General features: G+C 43.9%; 14 protein-coding genes and 1 other annotated feature. Of the genes, 12 read left to right on the top strand and 2 right to left on the bottom strand.

The features are described from left to right. Positions 1 to 212 precede the first annotated feature (212 nt). Positions 213 to 860, top strand: coding sequence for a DUF421 domain-containing protein (locus AC4E8A_RS17115; protein WP_490194699.1), 648 nt, complete (start codon positions 213 to 215; stop codon positions 858 to 860). A gap of 44 nt (positions 861 to 904) precedes the next feature. Here the strand turns inward: AC4E8A_RS17115 and spoVB are convergent, their stop codons facing one another. Then, the gene (gene spoVB / locus AC4E8A_RS17110; RefSeq protein ID WP_490194697.1) at positions 905 to 2,455 is read right to left on the bottom strand and encodes a stage V sporulation protein B; all 1,551 of its coding nucleotides are present in this window, start codon (positions 2,453 to 2,455) and stop codon (positions 905 to 907) included. A gap of 179 nt (positions 2,456 to 2,634) precedes the next feature. Here spoVB and AC4E8A_RS17105 point away from each other — a divergent pair, with 179 nt between their 5' ends. From AC4E8A_RS17105 to AC4E8A_RS17065, 9 genes are all read left to right on the top strand, one after another. Continuing rightward, on the top strand, positions 2,635 to 2,889 hold the full coding sequence (locus tag AC4E8A_RS17105; protein WP_490194695.1) for a post-transcriptional regulator: 255 nt from the start codon (positions 2,635 to 2,637) through the stop codon (positions 2,887 to 2,889). A gap of 327 nt (positions 2,890 to 3,216) precedes the next feature. After that, entirely contained in the window at positions 3,217 to 5,484 is a 2,268-nt protein-coding gene (secDF, locus tag AC4E8A_RS17100) for a protein translocase subunit SecDF (protein ID WP_490194693.1), read from the top strand. 125 nt (positions 5,485 to 5,609) lie between these two features. Beyond that, positions 5,610 to 6,527 carry a cation diffusion facilitator family transporter gene (locus AC4E8A_RS17095; RefSeq protein WP_490194691.1) on the top strand — a complete coding sequence of 306 codons (918 nt, stop codon included), beginning with the start codon at positions 5,610 to 5,612 and terminating at the stop codon, positions 6,525 to 6,527. Between the two features lie 13 nt (positions 6,528 to 6,540). Next, positions 6,541 to 6,885, top strand: coding sequence for a LapA family protein (locus AC4E8A_RS17090; RefSeq protein ID WP_490194689.1), 345 nt, complete (start codon positions 6,541 to 6,543; stop codon positions 6,883 to 6,885). A 448-nt stretch (positions 6,886 to 7,333) separates the two neighbouring features. Then, on the top strand, positions 7,334 to 9,679 hold the full coding sequence (gene recJ, locus AC4E8A_RS17085) for a single-stranded-DNA-specific exonuclease RecJ (protein ID WP_490194687.1): 2,346 nt from the start codon (positions 7,334 to 7,336) through the stop codon (positions 9,677 to 9,679). Between the two features lie 15 nt (positions 9,680 to 9,694). Next, positions 9,695 to 10,207, top strand: coding sequence for an adenine phosphoribosyltransferase (locus AC4E8A_RS17080; RefSeq protein ID WP_490194685.1), 513 nt, complete (start codon positions 9,695 to 9,697; stop codon positions 10,205 to 10,207). Positions 10,208 to 11,022: 815 nt separating this feature from the next. Then, a complete protein-coding gene (locus AC4E8A_RS17075) occupies positions 11,023 to 13,215 on the top strand; it encodes a RelA/SpoT family protein (RefSeq protein ID WP_490194683.1) in 2,193 nt (730 codons plus the stop codon). Between the two features lie 15 nt (positions 13,216 to 13,230). Continuing rightward, entirely contained in the window at positions 13,231 to 13,674 is a 444-nt protein-coding gene (gene dtd, locus AC4E8A_RS17070) for a D-aminoacyl-tRNA deacylase (RefSeq protein WP_490194681.1), read from the top strand. 284 nt (positions 13,675 to 13,958) lie between these two features. Continuing rightward, positions 13,959 to 14,294: a transposase gene (locus tag AC4E8A_RS17065; protein ID WP_490198921.1), complete on the top strand. Its 336-nt coding sequence runs from the start codon at positions 13,959 to 13,961 to the stop codon at positions 14,292 to 14,294. 976 nt (positions 14,295 to 15,270) lie between these two features. Here the strand turns inward: AC4E8A_RS17065 and AC4E8A_RS17060 are convergent. Further along, positions 15,271 to 17,010 carry an N-acetylmuramoyl-L-alanine amidase family protein gene (locus AC4E8A_RS17060; RefSeq protein ID WP_490194679.1) on the bottom strand — a complete coding sequence of 580 codons (1,740 nt, stop codon included), beginning with the start codon at positions 17,008 to 17,010 and terminating at the stop codon, positions 15,271 to 15,273. A 144-nt stretch (positions 17,011 to 17,154) separates the two neighbouring features. On the opposite strand from AC4E8A_RS17060, the gene AC4E8A_RS17055 reads away from it, so the two are divergent. Next, positions 17,155 to 17,331, top strand: coding sequence for an RNA polymerase subunit sigma-70 (locus AC4E8A_RS17055; protein ID WP_490194678.1), 177 nt, complete (start codon positions 17,155 to 17,157; stop codon positions 17,329 to 17,331). Between the two features lie 68 nt (positions 17,332 to 17,399). Next, positions 17,400 to 17,629: a binding site (T-box leader), on the top strand. A gap of 74 nt (positions 17,630 to 17,703) precedes the next feature. Then, a complete protein-coding gene (hisS, locus tag AC4E8A_RS17050) occupies positions 17,704 to 18,975 on the top strand; it encodes a histidine--tRNA ligase (RefSeq protein WP_490194676.1) in 1,272 nt (423 codons plus the stop codon). Positions 18,976 to 18,988 lie beyond the last annotated feature (13 nt).

Raw genomic sequence — 18,988 nt, 5'->3', positions numbered from 1 at the left:
CCTCCATTCCGTACGGCAATGAACGGCCGCTTCCGCTCTCTAATTCCATCCAGCTTCAGCAGCCATTCCCGCGGGAGTCATGCACATGGAGTGAAAATCATCTGCAAATTCTTGTTCAACATATAGAAAGTATAGTAAAAACTTACCTCTTATCTTTCCTTTTACCAAGAGCATAATAAATGGTGCAAACGTACCTGAAGGAGGAGAGGGACGTGAATGAATATTTGTTGATTGCCCTTCGGACTATTTTTTTATATGCTGTCATATTGTTTATCTTCAGGATCATGGGCAAAAGGGAAATCGGCGAACTGAGCCTTTTGGACCTGGTTGTTTTTATCATGATTGCGGAAATGGCTGTACTGGCAATAGAAGAGCCGGACAGTGAATTGGTGAACACCCTGCTGCCGATGGGTGTTCTCTTCCTTATTCAGATAGGGACCGCTTTTTTATCTTTAAAAAGCAAAAAATTCAGGGAGGTTGTTGATGGGAAACCGACCGTCCTGATCAGCCATGGCAAAATCGATGAAAAGGCAATGAGCCGCCAAAGGTATAACTTTGATGACATGCTGCTGCAGCTCCGGGAGCAGGATGTCAGCAATCTTGCTGATGTAGAGTTTGCGATTCTTGAACCATCAGGCAAATTGTCTGTTATCAAAAAAGAGGACAAAAAAAAGGGGGGATCGTTGACTCTGCCTTTGATTTTGGATGGTATCATCCAGCAAAACCACCTGGACATGATCGGGAAGAATGAATTCTGGCTGAGGAAGAGGCTCAGGGAGAAAAACTATCATAACCTTGAAAACATTTCATTTTGCAGTTTCCAGGACGGCCAATTTTATATTGATGTGCGTGATCAGTAAGCCCGAAAAAGCCATCTCCTGCGTCTAAGCAGGAATGGCTTTTTCTAGCTGATCACCAGTTTCTTTATGAATGGAATCCTCTTCAGGTCGTCTCTCCGGATTAATTTTATGAGAATGGAAAGAATTACATACAGGATGGTTGTTACACTTATTCCAGCTAAGAGACGAAGACCCAGCGGCATTTGATGAAAGACACTTGTATAGAGGTAATGGCCGCTTATGCCAGTAATGGCCATGACCACAATAAACTTCAAATAATCTTTGACGTAAATCGTCATTGGGACTGTCTTCAGGATGGTAGCAAAGTGGAGCATCGTCACAAGCATCATGCCTGTAACAATTCCAAGAGCTGCACCATTGATTCCAAATGCTGGCTGTGAAGCTAAAATGAAGATGATGGCCGTTTTCACAACAGCTCCGATTAAACTGTTGATCATGGCTGCCCTGGCCAAGTCCAGAGCCTGCAGCACGGCCTGGAGCGGTCCCTGGTAATAATAGAAAAGGAAAAAGGGAGCCATAATCATTACAAACCCTGCCCCGCTGCTGCTGCCATACATGACCGTCATCAATGGTTCAGCAAAGATGAACAATAGAACAACGGCAATCCCCCCGGTAATGAGGCAGAACCTCAAAGCCTGGGTCAGCCGGTGTTCAATCAACTGAAAGTTCTTTTGTTTATTTGCTTCACTTACCGCAGGCACCAGGGAAGTGGAAAGGGAGACAGTGATGAAAGACGGCAGGAATAATAACGGAAGTGCAAAGCCTGTAAGTGATCCATACTGTTTGGTGGCAAGAGAAGTTGCTACCCCGGCAAGTGCCAGGCTGTGTGCCACTACAATCGGTTCGAAAAACCAGGAAATCGAACCGATCATCCTGCTTCCTGTCGTCGGCAATGCTACTCTCAACAGTTCATCTACAGTAGAACGGCCTGATTTGATTGCCGTAAAGAAGTTTCTTCTCACTTTGAATTTTTTCTTGAGTTTGAATGCTGTGAACATGTAAAGGAGGGAAGCCAGCTCTCCCAAAACGGAAGCTGCCATCGCTGCTGCTGCTGCATATTCAATTCCATAAGGAAGGAAGGTTTTGGTCATGACAGCGATCAATGATATACGGACTACCTGCTCGATGACCTGTGAGATGGCTGCAGGCTTCATGTTCTGCCTTCCTTGGAAGTAGCCTCTGATGACGGAAGATATCGCCACGATCGGAATGATAGGCGCGATGGCAACCAACGGATAGTAGGTACGGGAATCGGTAAACAGAGTTTCAGATAAATACGGAGCAAGCAGTATCAATGCAGGTGTGAAAATCAAGGAAAGTGAGACAGTGATCGCAAGTGATACTACCAGGATTTTCTTGACCTTTTTAATGTCTCCCTGTACTTCCGCCTCAGCAACACTCTTGGAAATCGCCACTGGGAGGCCCATCTGTGTAATGGTTATAACGAGGATCAACGTTGGGAATGCCATCATGAAAAGGCCCACACCTTCTTCACCGATGAACCTTGCCACGACGATCCTGTTTATGAATCCAAGTATTCTGGTAATCAAGGCAGCTCCCATTAAGATCATCGTGCCTTTCAAGAATTTAGACATTGTATTCCCTGCCTTCTCAAAAATCGTAATATCGTATACAATTAACTATATGCACCAGGATGGACAAAGCATGACAAGTTGTTGGGAATTTGAAATGGAGATGGGGACCAAGATGAACGTTTTAAAACATCCGTACAGTATTTTTTTTTGATGGTGTCGAGCCTGCGCTGGTCAGCAAAGTGGAAGAATTTGCAGTGCTTGGCTATGGGGAAGCAACTGTTGAAAGCTTATGGACATACCTGTTAAAGAAGAAATGGAAGAAACCTAAAGATGACATTCGGGTGTTTGAATTGGTAAGTGATATTTTAAGCGTGAAGCCGGGAGAATATATGAGTTTTGAAACAGTAGAGGCATACCGGTCTCCGAATTGGTTTTCGGATTTAAATGAAGATGAGCTGAAAGAGCTGTTGAAACCTGGCAAAAAACCGACATAATTCTGGAAATATATTGAATTGACAGTCAATTACTTCTAATTCATAATAGGAATATTGGTACAATTCAGGTGCAGTTCGGCCTAAATTAAATAAAGGCTGTTTTCGCATATATTGTTGCTTCCGGAAAAATCCCAAAGTCCAGATTTTTCCCCTAGGTTTTCGCTCTGAACAAAGGGAGAAGCTCTTTTCTCTCTTGCTAAACAGGGGTTTTTCCGGTTCATTACTCCACTATCTTTCGGAATTATTATCAATAGCAACAAAGGTTACGAAAAGAGCCTAAATAAAAGAGGGCACTGCCCTGGGATTTGCAAGGAGGATTCATACATAATGGTAAAACGCAGTCGGATTGTTGCCTTCTTCCTGATCGTTCTATTATTAGGAGGATTAATCGGAGGCACAACAAGCAATATTTTAAAAGACATCAAGCTTGGTTTAGACTTGCAGGGGGGCTTTGAAGTTCTCTACCAAGTGGAACCTTTAAAAGATGGGGATAAAATCACCAGTGAAACGGTGGCCAACACAGCTGATGCCCTGGATAGAAGGATCAATGTACTTGGTGTCAGCGAACCGAATATCCAGATTGAAGACGGTGACCGTATCCGTGTCCAGCTGGCCGGGGTTGAAGACCAGAACCAAGCCAGGGAAATTTTATCCACTCAGGCTAACCTGTCCTTCAGGGATGTCAATGATGAAGTAAGGTTGGACGGTTCTGACCTGGTATCAGGCGGAGCACAGCAGACATTCGACAAGAATAATAACCCGATTGTATCGCTGACCCTGAAAGACCACGAAAAATTCTATGATTTAACAAAAGAACTTTCTCAAAAGCCATCACCTGACAATAGACTTGTTATCTGGCTGGATTTTGAAGAAGGTAAAGATTCCTATGAAAAAGAATTGGGGAAAGAGGAGCCGAAGTTCTTATCAGATCCTCAGGTATCAGAACCAATAAATTCTGACGAAGTTCAAATTACTGGAAGCTTTACGGTTGAAGAAGCCCAAAATCTGGCAGCCCTCCTGGATGCCGGCGCTCTGCCTGTAAAACTCACTGAAGTTTATTCAACATCGGTGGGTGCGAAATTCGGTGAACAAGCGATGGATAAGACGGTTACTGCCGGAATCATCGGTATAGCAATCGTATTCTTGTTCATGCTGCTCTTCTATCGTTTCCCGGGATTCATTGCCATGATCACATTGTCTGTCTATATTTTCTTGATCTTATGGATATTCGATATGATGAATGGTGTGCTTACACTTCCGGGTATTGCCGCGCTGATCCTCGGTGTCGGTATGGCTGTCGATGCGAATATCATCACCTATGAACGGATCAAGGAAGAATTGAAGGTAGGGAAAAGTGTGCGTGCCGCATTCCAGGCTGGTAACAAATCGTCCTTTATGACGATTCTGGATGCCAACGTCACAACCATTCTTGCCGGCGCAGTCTTGTTCTACTTCGGGAATAGCTCGGTCAAAGGGTTTGCTACAATGTTGATTGTCAGCATCCTGGCTAGCTTCCTGACAGCTGTTTGGGGATCCAGATTGCTGTTAGGCTTATGGGTGAACAGCCGGGCATTTAACAAAAAGCCTTCATGGCTTGGGGTGAATCCTAAGGACGTGAAGGATATTGCGGATAATTATGATACTCTTAATTTGCCGACAAAATTCGATAAATTCGATTTTGCAAAACAGCGTAATAAATTCTTTGCCCTTTCGGGGATATTGATCGCAGCGGGTCTTATCATTCTGGTGATTTTCAGGCTGAACCTTGGTATTGATTTTGCTCAGGGTACACGGATGGAGATTTTGTCCAGCGATGGCTTGACTGCCGAGAGTGTGTCCGAGGAACTTGACGAAGCCGGATATCCTTCAGATGAAATTGTCCTTTCTGGGGATAATAATGAAATAGGCGTCGTCCGGTATACAGAGGTCCTCAATCAGGATGAAATTGCCGAATTAAAAGACCACTTCAGCGAAGCTTACGATGCAGAGCCGAATATCAGTACAGTGTCACCTGTCATTGGTAAGGAGCTTGCAAAGAATGCAATGATTGCGGTTGCCATTGCATCGATTGGCATCATTATCTATGTTACCCTTCGCTTTGAAGTTTACATGGCAATCGGGGCCATCGTAGCCCTTATGCATGATGCCTTCTTTATCATTGCGTTCTTCAGCCTGACTCGCCTTGAAGTAGACTTGACCTTCATTGCGGCAGTTCTGACGATTGTCGGTTATTCAATTAACGATACCATCGTGACATTTGACAGGCTTCGTGAAAATCTTCAGAAGAAGCGCCGTTTGAAAACGGTTGAAGATATTGAAGAAGTCGTGAACAAAAGTTTGCGCCAAACTCTTACACGGTCTGTCAGCACAGTTATCACTGTCGTATTTACAGTTGTAGCATTGATGATTTTCGGAAGTGAAACGATCACGAACTTCTCGATTGCCCTGCTGGTCGGCCTGATATCTGGTACGTACTCTTCCGTATTCATCGCTTCACAGCTATGGATTGTCTTCAAGAAGAGAGAGTTGAAGAAAAAAGGGACAATCATCACCTATAAAGAGAAAAAGAAATTTTCCGACGAACCACAAGTATAGAAGCATTTCCTAGAGAAGGACGAATTTGCAGGCTGGAAAAGCCTGCAAACTCGTCCTTTTAAGTGTTTTGGGAGATAGAGGAGAGGGGAATGGGTTACAATATACTGGAATAAGGGGGGACAGGAATGAGCACGGATGATCGTTTTAAAAAAGCAGAGTTCGCAGCTATGGTCGGGGTTGTCGGGAATGTTGTGCTGGCAGGCGTCAAATGGTGGGCTGGCGTGGCCGGGAATAGTAAAGCTCTTATTGCCGACGCAGTACATTCAGCATCTGATGTCGCCGGTTCTTTAGCTGTATACATAGGTCTTCGTGCGGCGAAGCAGCCACCTGATGAAGACCATCCATATGGACATGGAAAAGCCGAATCAATTGCAGCCATCATTGTGGCGGTTCTTTTGTTTTTGGTGGGGATAGAAATCGGGAAATCTTCTATTGAATCATTTTTTCATCCCATCAGTCCTCCAACGGCCATTGCGATCTATGCTGTAATCTTCGGCATCGTAGTGAAAGAGGCGATGTTTCAGTATAAGTACAGATTGGGTAAAAAGTTAAAAAGCGATGCGCTCATTGTAAATGCCTACGAACATCGGTCGGACGTCTATTCCTCCATCGCAGCCTTGATCGGAATCGGCGCTGCGATGCTTGGTGGAAAACTGGGGATTGACTGGCTTGAATATGGTGATCCTGTTGCCGGGGTATTTGTTTCTTTGCTTGTTTTGCGCATGGCTTGGAAGCTCGGATCAGAATCGATTCATAATACCCTTGATCATGTACTTCATGACGAGGATACGCAAGAACTGAAAACAGCCGTCAGTGAAGTGGAAGGTGTCTTGGCCATCAATGAACTTCATGCAAGAGAACATGGGCATTATCTTATTGTCGATTTGAAAATCAGTGTCGATCCCCATATCACTGTGGAAGAAGGCCATAAGGTAGGGAAAAAGGTAAAGAAACGATTGCTTGAGAATCCTGACGTGCAAGATGTTTTCATTCACATCAATCCTTATAATGAAGATGATGGTGACAGAGTAGACTTAACGTAAGGGAGGGAAGGCAGTGAAATTTCAATGGAATTTGATTTTGGGACTTATTTTTGCTTTAGTCGTTGCTATCTTTGCCGTGATAAATGTCGATCCGGTAAGAGTTAATTATCTTTTTGGAGAAGCTGAATGGCCATTGATCCTGGTCATTATCGGCTCTGTCCTGATGGGAGGCCTGATCGTCGGCTCAGTCGGTTTATTCCGACTGTTCGTGGTACAGAGAAAGGTAAAAGCATTACAGAAAGAAAATGACCAGTTGAGAAAAGAGTCCGGCGAAAGAGAACCTATTCCAACCGGCGCTGAAAATAATGAATTTCCGGCCAGTGAAGTAACAGATGAGGAAAAACATACAGGAATTTAAGTCAAGGGCGCTCTTTACTAGGGGCGCTTTTGTTCTGTTTTGGAGAGTAATGGAACGAAGAAAAGGATGTTATATCGGAGTTGCAATATAAACGGAGAGATGATTTATAGGCCTTTACATCAATATGGGAAAATAAAAGTCATTAATGGGCATCAAACTCAACAGATAAAAGATCGTCCTTTTGAGACTCAATAAAGGCCCCCATTTTCCCAAAAGGTGACAAAAAGTACTTAATGAACCTCAAAAGTTCTTTCAATAAGGCTCCTTTCGTAAACATTGTTCTCTTTGCGACTGAAATTCAATAGTAATACCTCAAAAGGCAGGATAAGCAAAGAAATGAGCAGCATTCACCTCTCAATCCACGATCTAACCATAAGGGTTTCCATGTTTCTCTGATTGAAAGGCCAGCCCCCGTTTTGTATAATAGGAAAGGCTGAGGGGTGAACGTATGTTAAAATCAAAATCACGCTGGTTGGTGAAAGACCATAGTGAAGCGAATAGTAATAAGTTACAAGAGGAATTGAACATACCTGCGATTGTCAGCAAACTGCTGGCAAACCGGGGAATCCATGATATAGATGCAGCTAAGGCTTTTTTATATGGTGAGGAACAGCCGTTTCATGACCCTTATTTGATGTTGGACATGGATAGAGCGGTTGAAAGGGTAAAGAAAGCCATTGAGTACGGTGAAGCCATTTTGATCTTCGGGGATTATGATGCAGATGGTGTCAGCTCGACTTCGACCATGATGCAGACCCTGCTTGACTTGGGTGCCGAGGTACACTTTTATATACCGAACCGATTCACAGAGGGATACGGGCCAAACGAGAATGCTTTCCGCTGGGCTGCGGAGGAAGGCTTTTCATTAATCATCACGGTCGATACCGGAATTGCTGCGTTGAAGGAAGCTCAGTTGGCTAAAGAATTGGGAGTGGACTTGATCATCACGGACCACCATGAACCTGGACCGGAACTTCCTGACGCTTTAGCGATCCTCCATCCAAAAAGGGAAGGCAGTACATATCCTTTTACCGACCTTGCCGGGGTAGGTGTGGCATTCAAGTTTGCCCATGCGTTATACGGGACTTTCCCTGAACACCTGATGGATCTGGCCGCAATCGGCACAATAGCTGACCTTGTTCCTCTCAAAGGCGAAAACAGGGCGATTGCCAAGAAAGGGCTGGCAAAAATGCGGACCAGCAGCCGCCCAGGCTTAATAGCCCTTTGCAGAGCCGCTAATGCTCAAATGAATGAAATCACGGAAGAGACAGTAGGATTTGCGATTGCACCGAGAATTAATGCAATTGGAAGATTGGGGGATGCGGCCCCCGCTGTCGATTTGATGTTATCGAGTGATAAGGAAGAGTCTGCCGCGATTGCCCAGGAAATTGATGGCATTAACAAAGAAAGGCAAGCCATTGTCAATGACATGACGAAGGAAGCCATAGAAATGGTGACCAATGACTTTCCTCTTAATCGTAATTCCGTTTTAGTTATTGGAAAAGAAGGCTGGAATCCAGGGGTTGTCGGAATTGTCGCTTCCCGGCTGGTTGAAAAGTTTTACAGGCCGGTCATTGTCTTGAGCTTTGACAGTGAAAAAGGCACTGCCAAAGGATCTGCCCGCAGTATTGCCGGGTTTGATCTTTTCAAGAATCTCTCTCAATGCCGGGAGCTTCTTCCGCATTTCGGGGGACACCCAATGGCGGCAGGAATGACACTGGAGTTAGAGGATGTTCCAGAATTAAGGAAGCGCTTGAATGACTATGCAGCAGAACAGCTCACCGAAGAGGATTTCATCCCATTGACAGAACTGGATGCTTCCATCGAGTTGGCTGAAGTCGACCTTGATACGATTGAGTCCTTGCAGATGCTGGCGCCTTTTGGTATGGGGAATCCCAAGCCTAAACTGTTAATTGAAGGAGTTTCTATTTCCGGTATGAGAAAAATCGGAGGGAACCAGGATCACTTGAAGCTCTCATTACAAAAAGATGTATATTCATTGGACAGCGTCGGATTTGGTATGGGGGAGTTCGCTGATCAGATTTCTCCGATCGCCGAGCTTTCTGTTATTGGTGAGCTATCCGTCAATGAATGGAATAACATCAGGAAGCCGCAGCTGTTTCTTAAGGACCTTACAGTTGACCATTGGCAGTTATTCGATATGAGGGGGATCAAGCCTGTTAACAGATGGTTTGATAAGGTGCCTTCCGACAATAGAAAAATTGTTGCATTCAATCAGTCGACCATTGACCGCCTGCCGATCGATGCCTACCACGAGGATATACTGTTGATTTCATCGAATGAAGAAGCGGAAGGGCTGTTAGAACGAACAGCCAATGTTGTCCTCCTGGATCTGCCACCTCAAGGCGAATGGCTGGAAACAGTGGTGAAAGCCACGGAGCCGGAACGCATATATGCACATTTTGATCATCAGGAAGATCACTTTTTCAGTACGGTTCCAAACCGTGATCATTTCAAATGGTATTATGGCTTCCTGTTAAAAAGGGAATCTTTTGATCTTAAAAAACATGGTGGCCAGCTTGCCCAGCATAAAGGCTGGTCAAAGGAAACAATTGAATTCATGTCAAAGGTGTTTTTTGAACTGGATTTTGTTACAATAAACAATGGATTAATTTCCGTAAATCCTGTAAAGGTTAAGAGAGATTTGGAAGAATCGGTTACTTATCGCCAAAAACAGGAACAATATATTCTAGAGAATGAATTGTTGTATTCATCTTATCAGGAACTGAAGAACTGGTTTGATAAGAAGACTGGTATGGTCTGCAACATATGAGGAGGATTTTTAAGCATGGACTTAAAACAATACGTTACAATCGTCGAAGACTGGCCTAAAGAAGGAATCAGATTTAAAGATATCACGACTTTGATGGATAACGGCGATGCGTATAGATATGCTACCGATCAAATTGTTGAATATGCAAAAGAAAAAGAAATCGATTTGGTTGTTGGACCTGAAGCAAGAGGTTTCATCATCGGCTGCCCTGTCGCTTATGCCCTTGGAGTAGGTTTTGCACCTGTCCGTAAACCAGGCAAATTGCCTCGTGAAACAATCAGTGTAGATTACGGTCTTGAGTACGGAAAGGATGCACTGACGATCCATAAAGATGCCATCAAACCCGGCCAGCGTGTCCTGATAACGGATGACTTATTGGCAACAGGCGGGACAATTGAAGCAACAATCAAACTCGTAGAAGAATTGGGCGGAATTGTTGCCGGGACTGCGTTCCTGATAGAATTGACTTACCTGGACGGCCGTGAAAAGCTGGACGGTTTCGATATCATGACATTAATGCAATTCTAATTCTTCAATCGAATAAATTTCTTAAAAGACTGAGAAGGCATACACCTTATACTCAGTCTTTTTTTCGATTGAGTAAAACAATGCTTTTTGAAGAGTGTGTTGGTTTCCGTTCAGTTGTTTGACCTGCTTGTGACGGGCATCAGACCTCTTTGGATGCGCTTCGGGGACTTTTGTTCCATTGGTTCGTAATCTTGGTCCCGGTTGTCCTGCTGCTCCTGCCCGAGTTTCACCTTTCACTCCCAACACCACGGGAGAGGATCGTGAAAATCCTCGATAGTTAGATCGGATAACCTGCTCTTTTTTAAGAATGAAGTCATTTCTCAAAAAAAAAAAACGATTTGTTTATACCAAAAACAAATACTGGCAGACTTCTTTCTCTATCATATATTTTCTTTCATGTATAGGCAGTCGAGACCAAACACAGCTGAAAAGGCATCTCGTTTTTTGGGATGAGTCATCTTAAGATCACTGTGGTTCTTTGTATTTCCTTTACTCATGGCGAAAGTCCTCGATTTACTGGACAGCCGCTTCCGCTTTTCGGTTCAACGTTCCCCTTGGAGTCTGGCTTCCCGAGCCTGGATAAACCACTTTTTTCTTATATGTAAGCGTTCTTATGATGAAATGGTAAATATTTTTCGACAAAAAAGGCCTTTTTTAACGTTGAAGGCTTTACATATCTTCTATTTTTTTTGATAATAGTATACAATACGCTTTTTTATTCTGAACAAGGATTCATCATCATATAGAGTCATTTGAATTACTGTGATTTCAATATGGATGGATGAGTTTACTATATTGTAAAGGTGATTTTGCTGATGGCAAAAGATCAGGTACTGACCCCCGAAGAGGTCGTAAAAAAAACAAGTGAATACTTACCCGAAGAAGATGTCACCCTGGTGCAAAAGGCATATGAGTTTGCCAAGGAAGCGCACAAAGAACAATTTCGTAAATCTGGGGAGCCATACATCATACACCCCGTTCAAGTAGCTGGAATCCTTGCCGATCTGGAAATGGATCCGTCTACAGTCGCTGGTGGATTTCTGCATGATGTAGTGGAAGATACGAGCATCACCCTGGAAGAAATTGAAGAAAACTTCGGGAAAGAAGTTGCGATGCTGGTGGATGGTGTCACCAAGCTGGGTAAAATCAAGTATAAATCCCAGGAAGAACAGCAAGCTGAAAACCACAGGAAAATGTTTGTTGCCATGGCCCAGGATATCCGTGTAATCCTTATCAAACTTGCGGACCGCCTTCATAATATGAGGACCCTCAAACATCTTCCAAGTGAGAAACAGCGCAGGATTTCCAATGAGACCTTGGAAATATTCGCTCCCTTGGCCCATAGACTCGGTATCTCAAAAATCAAGTGGGAATTGGAAGATACAGCTCTTCGCTATTTGAATCCTCAACAGTACTATCGGATCGTCAACTTGATGAAAAAGAAAAGAGCTGAGCGGGAGCAATACCTTGATGAGGTTATTGATGAAGTAAAGGAAAGCCTCGGTGAAGTGAAAATCGAAGCCGATATTTCTGGCCGCCCGAAACATATCTATAGTATCTATAGGAAAATGGCGCTGCAGAATAAGCAGTTCAATGAGATTTATGATCTGCTTGCAGTCCGGATCGTAGTGGACAGCATCAAGGATTGTTATGCAGTACTTGGAATCATCCATACATGCTGGAAGCCGATGCCTGGACGTTTCAAGGATTATATTGCCATGCCTAAGCCGAACATGTATCAATCCCTTCATACAACGGTTATCGGTCCCAAAGGGGATCCGCTTGAAGTGCAGATCAGGACAACCGAGATGCACCAAATAGCTGAATACGGGGTTGCCGCCCACTGGGCATATAAAGAAGGACAGAATGTTGATGAGAAATCAACATTTGAAAAGAAACTGACATGGTTCAGGGAGATTCTTGAATTTCAAAATGAATCAGCTAATGCTGAGGAATTCATGGAGTCTTTAAAAATAGACTTGTTCTCTGATATGGTGTTTATTTTCACGCCAAAAGGCGATGTCATCGAACTGCCGGCGGGGTCTGTTCCAATTGATTTTGCTTATCGTATTCACTCTGAAATTGGAAACAAGACAATCGGGGCCAAAGTGAATGGGAAGATGGTCACTCTCGATTATCAACTGCATACCGGGGATATCATCGAGATACTCACATCCAAACACTCTTATGGCCCAAGCAAGGATTGGCTGAAATTGGCCCAAACCTCACAGGCTAAAAACAAAATCAAAACGTTCTTCAAAAAGCAGCAGCGTGAAGAAAACATTGAAAAAGGGCGGGAACTTGTTGAGAAAGAAATCAAAAACCTTGAATTCGAGCTTAAAGAAGTCCTTACTCCTGAAAATGTTTCGCGTGTAGCAGAAAAGTTCAATTTCGCAAATGAAGAAGACATGTATGCCGCAGTTGGGTACAGCGGCATCACCGCAGCTCAGCTCGCCAACAGGTTGACCGAAAAGCTCAGAAAGAAGCGCGACCAGGAAGAATCCCTTCAGGAAACCATCACCGAACTGAAAGCCAGCCAGCCGGTGAAAAGGAAAAGGGATGCCGGTGTGCAGGTAAAGGGAATCGACAATCTGCTGATCAGGCTTTCCAGATGCTGCAACCCGGTCCCTGGAGATGAAATCATCGGTTTTATCACAAAAGGGCGCGGAGTTTCCGTCCATCGCTCAGACTGCACCAATGTCTCTGCAGAGAATGCAGAACAAAGGCTGATCCCTGTCGAATGGGAAAGTGATTTTACCAACCGCAAAGAATATAATGTCGACATTGAAATTTCAGGGTTTGACCGCAGAGGCTTGCTCAATGAAGTCCTTCAGGCGGTCAATGAAACAAAAACAAATATCTCGGCCGTAAGCGGAAAATCCGATCGAAATAAAATGGCCACGATCAATATGTCGATTTCCATACAGAATATCTCTCATTTACACAGGGTAGTAGAAAGAATCAAGCAGATTTCGGATATCTACGCTGTCAGAAGGATCATGAATTAAGGAGTTTATAATACGATGAAAGTAGTATTGCAGCGAAGCCGTAATGCCTCTGTGACAGCAAACGGCGAACTCAGTGGTGAAATCGCATCCGGATTCGTGTTGCTGGTCGGTATTACACATGAAGATACTGAGAAGGATGCCGACTGGATGGCAGATAAAATCGCCAATCTTCGGGTATTCGAGGATGAAGAAGGAAAAATGAATCGTTCGTTACTGGATGAAGGCAAGGAAATCCTTTCGGTATCTCAATTCACCTTGTATGGTGACTGCAGGAAAGGGAGGCGCCCGAACTTCATGGATGCGGCCAAACCTTCTCATGCGGAAAAAATTTATGATTATTTCAATGATGAGTTAAGGAAAAAAGGGATACATGTTGAGACAGGTGTCTTTGGCAGTATGATGGATGTAAAGCTGACCAACGACGGTCCTGTCACCCTCATCGTTGAAAGTAAAAAATAAATCAAAAGGGATGAAGATCATGAGATCTTCATCCCTTTCAGCTTGTAGAAAAGTCCAATTTGTGGACCATGTCTACAAGCCTTTAAATACTTTCAAATTTGGGTGATTGGAAGCGAAAAGTTGATTTCCGCTACAGGCGCACGACTCCGCGGGGGCGGGCGGTGAGCCTCCTCGCTGTGCTTGCGGGGTCTCACCTGTCCCGCTAATCCCGCAGGAAATCGTACGCCTTCCGCTCCAATCAACCCTTTGTAAACTATGCTGCTTCCAACAATTAAACTCTAAAAATCTGTTCTTCTAATCCTTTAAAGTGTAAAGACTGCCCGTTATTACAAAAGTGCACCGAAAGTTGTAACCACACCAAAATGATTCATCAACATCTTTGGCAGGATTACCTGGATGAGGTTGAACATCTGAGGAACACTGATTTGAATAAAACACTTTACGCGCAGGAAAAGAAACAATCGAAAGAGTTCTTGCTGATGCGAAAGAGAAGCAGGGCATGCCGTTGGACGACCTTGAGAGGTCTAAAAAAAGTTTCACTGCAGGCGATGCTTACGTTTGCTGCCATGAACCTTAAAACGTTAGCAAGCTGGACATGGCGAGGGCCTTGTCCAGTCTAATTATCAGGCTCTATTATATTTGTTGGGTAGGTTTTAAGGCAAAAAAATACACGCAAGCTCCTTACTCATTTACACTTGAGTTGACTAGAAACAAGACAAAGATAGGAGTTGCGTGTACATGCATTTTTACATGGTTTTACCTGGATTAGAAGAGGTAAAAAATTAGCAAACCCCACTCCAACCTTTTGGTTAATTCGTTCGGTCGAGAGGGAGAGAATGCATATTTGCTGGTGGTTTTGCGGGTTAAAATACAAAAGACTTTTGCAGGCTGTTTTGAAGTATAATATGTATGAAAAATTGCACAAAAAAGAGGAGCTGCCAACGACCTTGCAGCTCCTCACTTCTATTATGCGTTAGTTAATTAAGCCCCAGATCGGTTGAACAGCGGGTTTCCCGTTAAACTTTGCATTCTTCAGCAATGAAACCAGGTTCTTTGCTAATTGAGGCTTATAGAGGGAAAAATTCCCCTTAATTAGCAAATAGTATTGAAAACAGCTTAAATAGAGGGAGAAATTCCTCTTATTTGACTCAAAAAACGTGAAAATAGGCAGCTATGCTTTGTATAAAGGGAAAAACTCCCCTTATTTTCCGCAAAAACCACGTCTACTCTACATCTAACGGTAAAATCTCCCCTTATTTTTCTATCACTCGTTACTCCCCCTTTCTCTTCCCATCTATTGTATCTGGCAATAACGAATTCGCGGACAAATTTGTAACATAAAATGCAGACCAGTTTGCAACGCCACATAAATTTATGCGGTAGTGCAAATTGGCCTGCAGATCAGTATGCAGCAATAAGCGAAAAAACTTCAAAACCATTGGTATGCCGATACAAAATGCTATGCAAATTGTACCGGAAATTACCTTTCAATTTATTGGTTTCTCCCTCTGTACTGAACGGGTTAACCTTTTGGTTGGAGCGGGGTTTGTCTGCGGTCTGAAAGGGATGAAGATCATGAGATCTTCATCCCTTTCTTTAGTTCGCAAAATAATTTGTCAGCCCGTTATAAATGCTTCTGGCTGCCATATCCTGAAACCTGTGGGTAGTAACCGAAGCTTCTTCGGAAGGATTGCTCAAATAGCCAAGTTCAAGAAGGACCGCAGGCTGTTTATTTTCCCGGATGACATAATAGTCGCCTTTCTTGACTCCTCTATTTTTGGAAGAAAGCTGTTCGGCAAGACTGTCAAGGATCATTTGGGATAAATCCTTCTGATATTGATGATAGTAATAAGATGTATACCCCTTGATTGATGAATCATTAATGCTGTCATAATGAATACTGATAAAGGCATCACTGTCGTGGTAATGGGCAAGTGCAACCCTTGTATTCAAAGAGTAATATGTATCATCATTACGTGTCATCTTGACGTTTGCACCTGCATTCCTCAAAAGGTCGGATAATAGCTGAGAGGTGGATAAGGTCAACTCTTTCTCAAGAGTGCCTCTATAGCCGATGGTCCCGCTGTCATGGCCTCCATGGCCGGGATCAATGACAATGGTCTTGCCTTTGAGTCCGCCGGTTTTTGGTTTGGTTACCGGCTCAGGATTTCCGCGGGTATCAGATGCTGAGACGATCCAGCCGGCTACATAAGCAGGTTCGCCGTCCTTTAACGAAACTTTATACCATTCCCCTTGCTTCTCTTGTATGGCAAAGGATTCACCAGAAGAGGCCCTGGCAACAATGGATGCCCCGGTAGAGGCATCACTTCTAAGGTTCGTGCCGTTATAAAGGATTTGTACATATCCTGACTTTTCATTTCCCGCAGGACGTTCCGGCTGCTGACCAGACGTTTTCTCGATGTACCATCCTGCAGCCCATCCGGTTTTTCCGCCATTTAAAGACAGCTTGTACCAATTATCCTTTTCCTCAAGGATTTTATATGCTTCTCCTTGCTTGACTGAACCGACAACCTTGCCGTTCAAGCTGGCCTTGTCCCGGACATTCAAAGAATAAATCGTTGCTCTTCCATAAACGGATTGGCTGCTTGAGGGTGAGGGAGCAGAAGCAGATTTCTCGATGTACTGGCTGCTTACCCAGCCCGTGCTGCCGCCAAAATCAATGCGGTACCATCCGGTAAGGCTTCCAGTAATCGAAACGTTGCTTCCTTTCGCCAAGTTGCCGAGAATGCTTGCATTTAAGCCGGCAGAGCTGCGCACATTCAACGAATCGACAGTGGAGACTCCAGTCCATTCTTCGGCATTGACTTGAAGCGTTTCAGTATTCGTGCTTTGGGCGTTCCCGGATGCTATATAATCTTTATGCACCCATCCGGATTGGCTGCCAGAGGAAACTTTCACCCAACTCCCGCTGGTATCAATTATTTTTACTTCCTGCCCTTTGGATAACGTATCAATCACCGAATAACTTGTCCCGGCACCATCCCTCATCCTGAGACCATTGTCCGTGACCATTCCATTCAGGGGATTCGTGCCCGCTTCGTCCTTTACCAGCCAGTCAGCCACCCATCCTGTTTCAGTAGAACTTAACTGAACTTCATACCAGTCGTTCTCTTTAGAAACAACTTTGAACTCATCCCCTTTATGTACCTGCTTGGATATGGGGAAACTCAGGCCGGGACCTTTCCGGACATTCAAAATATCCGTATTGATCATGACGGTCGTTTGTTCTGCTGATGCGCTATCGTGCTTCCATATCGGCGAAGAGCCTAATAATAATAGAAGACAGAAGACTGAATATAGAATCTTTTTAATCATATGCACCACCTTATTTTGGGGAATATTTATCCAGTATAGACTATTCAATTATTCTCCGTAAATAAGAAAAATCCTTTTAGATGAAAGAATTTTCTACAGAATGGAAAGGATATGTAACAACATAGAAAAGGAAGGGTGAATACCATGAGAGCGAGTGAAAAGAGCAGGATGAGTTCAGATGGCGGTAATCAGCTGTTCGGCGTCAACTTTCATAATTTTATGGAAAGAGAAAAGAATACTGACAGCTTTGAACTGGCTTCAGAGTTTGGATTGACCTTGGCAGGGGTCCGCCAATTAAAAAAGAAAATGGAACGATCGTAAATTTTCCCTAATTCCCTTGACATCTTAGGTGGCCATCCGTATTATTATAGAAATAAAATAACTATTATGAATGACCATTGATGGAGCATAGTAGCTGAAAATAACAGGTGTGAAGAGAGGAAATGCCGCGGCTGTAAGCATTTCTACATACTGGATCAGTGAATGAACACTCCGGAGGTTTCCTGCTGAACGAAGTAATTCCAAGGCAGGGACGTACCAGGCGTTAACTGGCTAAGTGGAAGCAGATTATGCTTCAATTAGGGTGGCACCACGGGAATCCAAAGCTCTCGTCCCTTGTTTTAATACAAGGGATCGGGAGCTTTTTTTGTTGAATTTTTTAATTTTATTGATTTTCAGGGAAGGGGATTTATTATGTCTATTAAAATTCCTCGCGGTACGCAGGATATACTGCCGGCAGATTCAGTCAAATGGCAGTACATTGAGAGAACAGCAGCCGATATCTGCCGAAACTATCAATACGAAGAAATTCGGACACCCATTTTCGAATCAAGTGAATTATTTTTACGTGGAGTAGGGGATACCACGGATATCGTTCAGAAAGAAATGTATGTATTTGAAGACCATGGCGGAAGAAGCCTTGCATTGAGACCTGAAGGAACTGCTTCGGTAGTCCGCTCGTTTGTCGAAAATAAGATGTTCGGTGCCGCCAACCAGCCGGCCAAGCTGTACTATACAGGTCCAATGTTCCGTTATGAAAGACCGCAGGCGGGACGCTACCGCCAGTTTGTCCAGTTTGGCATTGAAGCTCTCGGAAGTGAAGATCCTTCGATCGATGCTGAAGTCATATCGATTGCAATGGAAATCTATAAGAAGCTGGGGTTAAAGGAATTAAAGCTCGTCATCAATACTTTAGGAGACAATGAGAGCCGTAAAGCTCACCGTGAAGCCTTGATCGCTCACTTTGAGCCGAGAATCGGGGAATTCTGCGGCGACTGTCAAAATCGTCTGGAGAAAAATCCTTTGAGGATCCTGGATTGTAAAAAAGATAGAGAGCATGAATTGATGAAGACAGCCCCTTCGATTTTAGATTTTCTGAATGAAGAATCCAGAACGTATTTTGAAAAGGTTCAAAAGTATCTAAGCGAAATGGAGATTTCATTCGAAGTCGATCCGACATTGGTGAGAGGGCTGGATTATTACAATCACACAGCCTTTGAAATCATGAGCAACGCCGAAGGGTTTGGCGCCATAACCACTTTATGCGGCGGCGGACGTTATAATGGCCTGGTTGAAATGATCGGGGGGCCGGCGACACCTGGAATCGGGTTTGCTTTCAGCATTGAACGCCTTTTGGCAGCCCTTGAAGCAGAAGGTGTGGAACTGCCTGTGCAATCGGAACTGGACTGCTATATCGTTACAATGGGAGAAGAAGCCAAGGACTACTCAGTGAAACTTCTTCACAAGCTTCGCCAGGCAGGCTTGTCAGCAGAGAAGGATTATCTTGACCGCAAGATAAAGACTCAATTCAAAGCGGCGGATAGAATGAATGCCAAGCTTGTAGCAGTACTGGGAGAAGATGAGTTGAAGGAAAACAAAATCAACTTAAAAGATATGAGTACCGGAGAACAGCAGCAAGTCGATCTTGATGTGTTTGTTGAAGAAGTTAAAAAGTATCGCGCCTAAGGAGGAGTTACGT

The organism is Bacillus sp. SRL337, from assembly GCF_984799155.1.
The sequence above is the reverse complement of the archived record's forward strand: the minus strand, read 5'-3'. Positions and strand labels throughout refer to the sequence as shown.

What these genes read in the sequence shown, in the direction of transcription:
- spoVB (WP_490194697.1), bottom strand. Translation starts at nt 2,455, where the DNA reads ATGTCTAAATTCTTGAAAGGCACGATGATCTTAATGGGAGCTGCCTTG.
- secDF (WP_490194693.1), top strand. Translation starts at nt 3,217, where the DNA reads ATGGTAAAACGCAGTCGGATTGTTGCCTTCTTCCTGATCGTTCTATTA.
- AC4E8A_RS17095 (WP_490194691.1), top strand. Translation starts at nt 5,610, where the DNA reads ATGAGCACGGATGATCGTTTTAAAAAAGCAGAGTTCGCAGCTATGGTC.
- recJ (WP_490194687.1), top strand. Translation starts at nt 7,334, where the DNA reads ATGTTAAAATCAAAATCACGCTGGTTGGTGAAAGACCATAGTGAAGCG.
- AC4E8A_RS17080 (WP_490194685.1), top strand. Translation starts at nt 9,695, where the DNA reads ATGGACTTAAAACAATACGTTACAATCGTCGAAGACTGGCCTAAAGAA.
- AC4E8A_RS17075 (WP_490194683.1), top strand. Translation starts at nt 11,023, where the DNA reads ATGGCAAAAGATCAGGTACTGACCCCCGAAGAGGTCGTAAAAAAAACA.
- dtd (WP_490194681.1), top strand. Translation starts at nt 13,231, where the DNA reads ATGAAAGTAGTATTGCAGCGAAGCCGTAATGCCTCTGTGACAGCAAAC.
- AC4E8A_RS17060 (WP_490194679.1), bottom strand. Translation starts at nt 17,010, where the DNA reads ATGATTAAAAAGATTCTATATTCAGTCTTCTGTCTTCTATTATTATTA.
- AC4E8A_RS17055 (WP_490194678.1), top strand. Translation starts at nt 17,155, where the DNA reads ATGAGAGCGAGTGAAAAGAGCAGGATGAGTTCAGATGGCGGTAATCAG.
- hisS (WP_490194676.1), top strand. Translation starts at nt 17,704, where the DNA reads ATGTCTATTAAAATTCCTCGCGGTACGCAGGATATACTGCCGGCAGAT.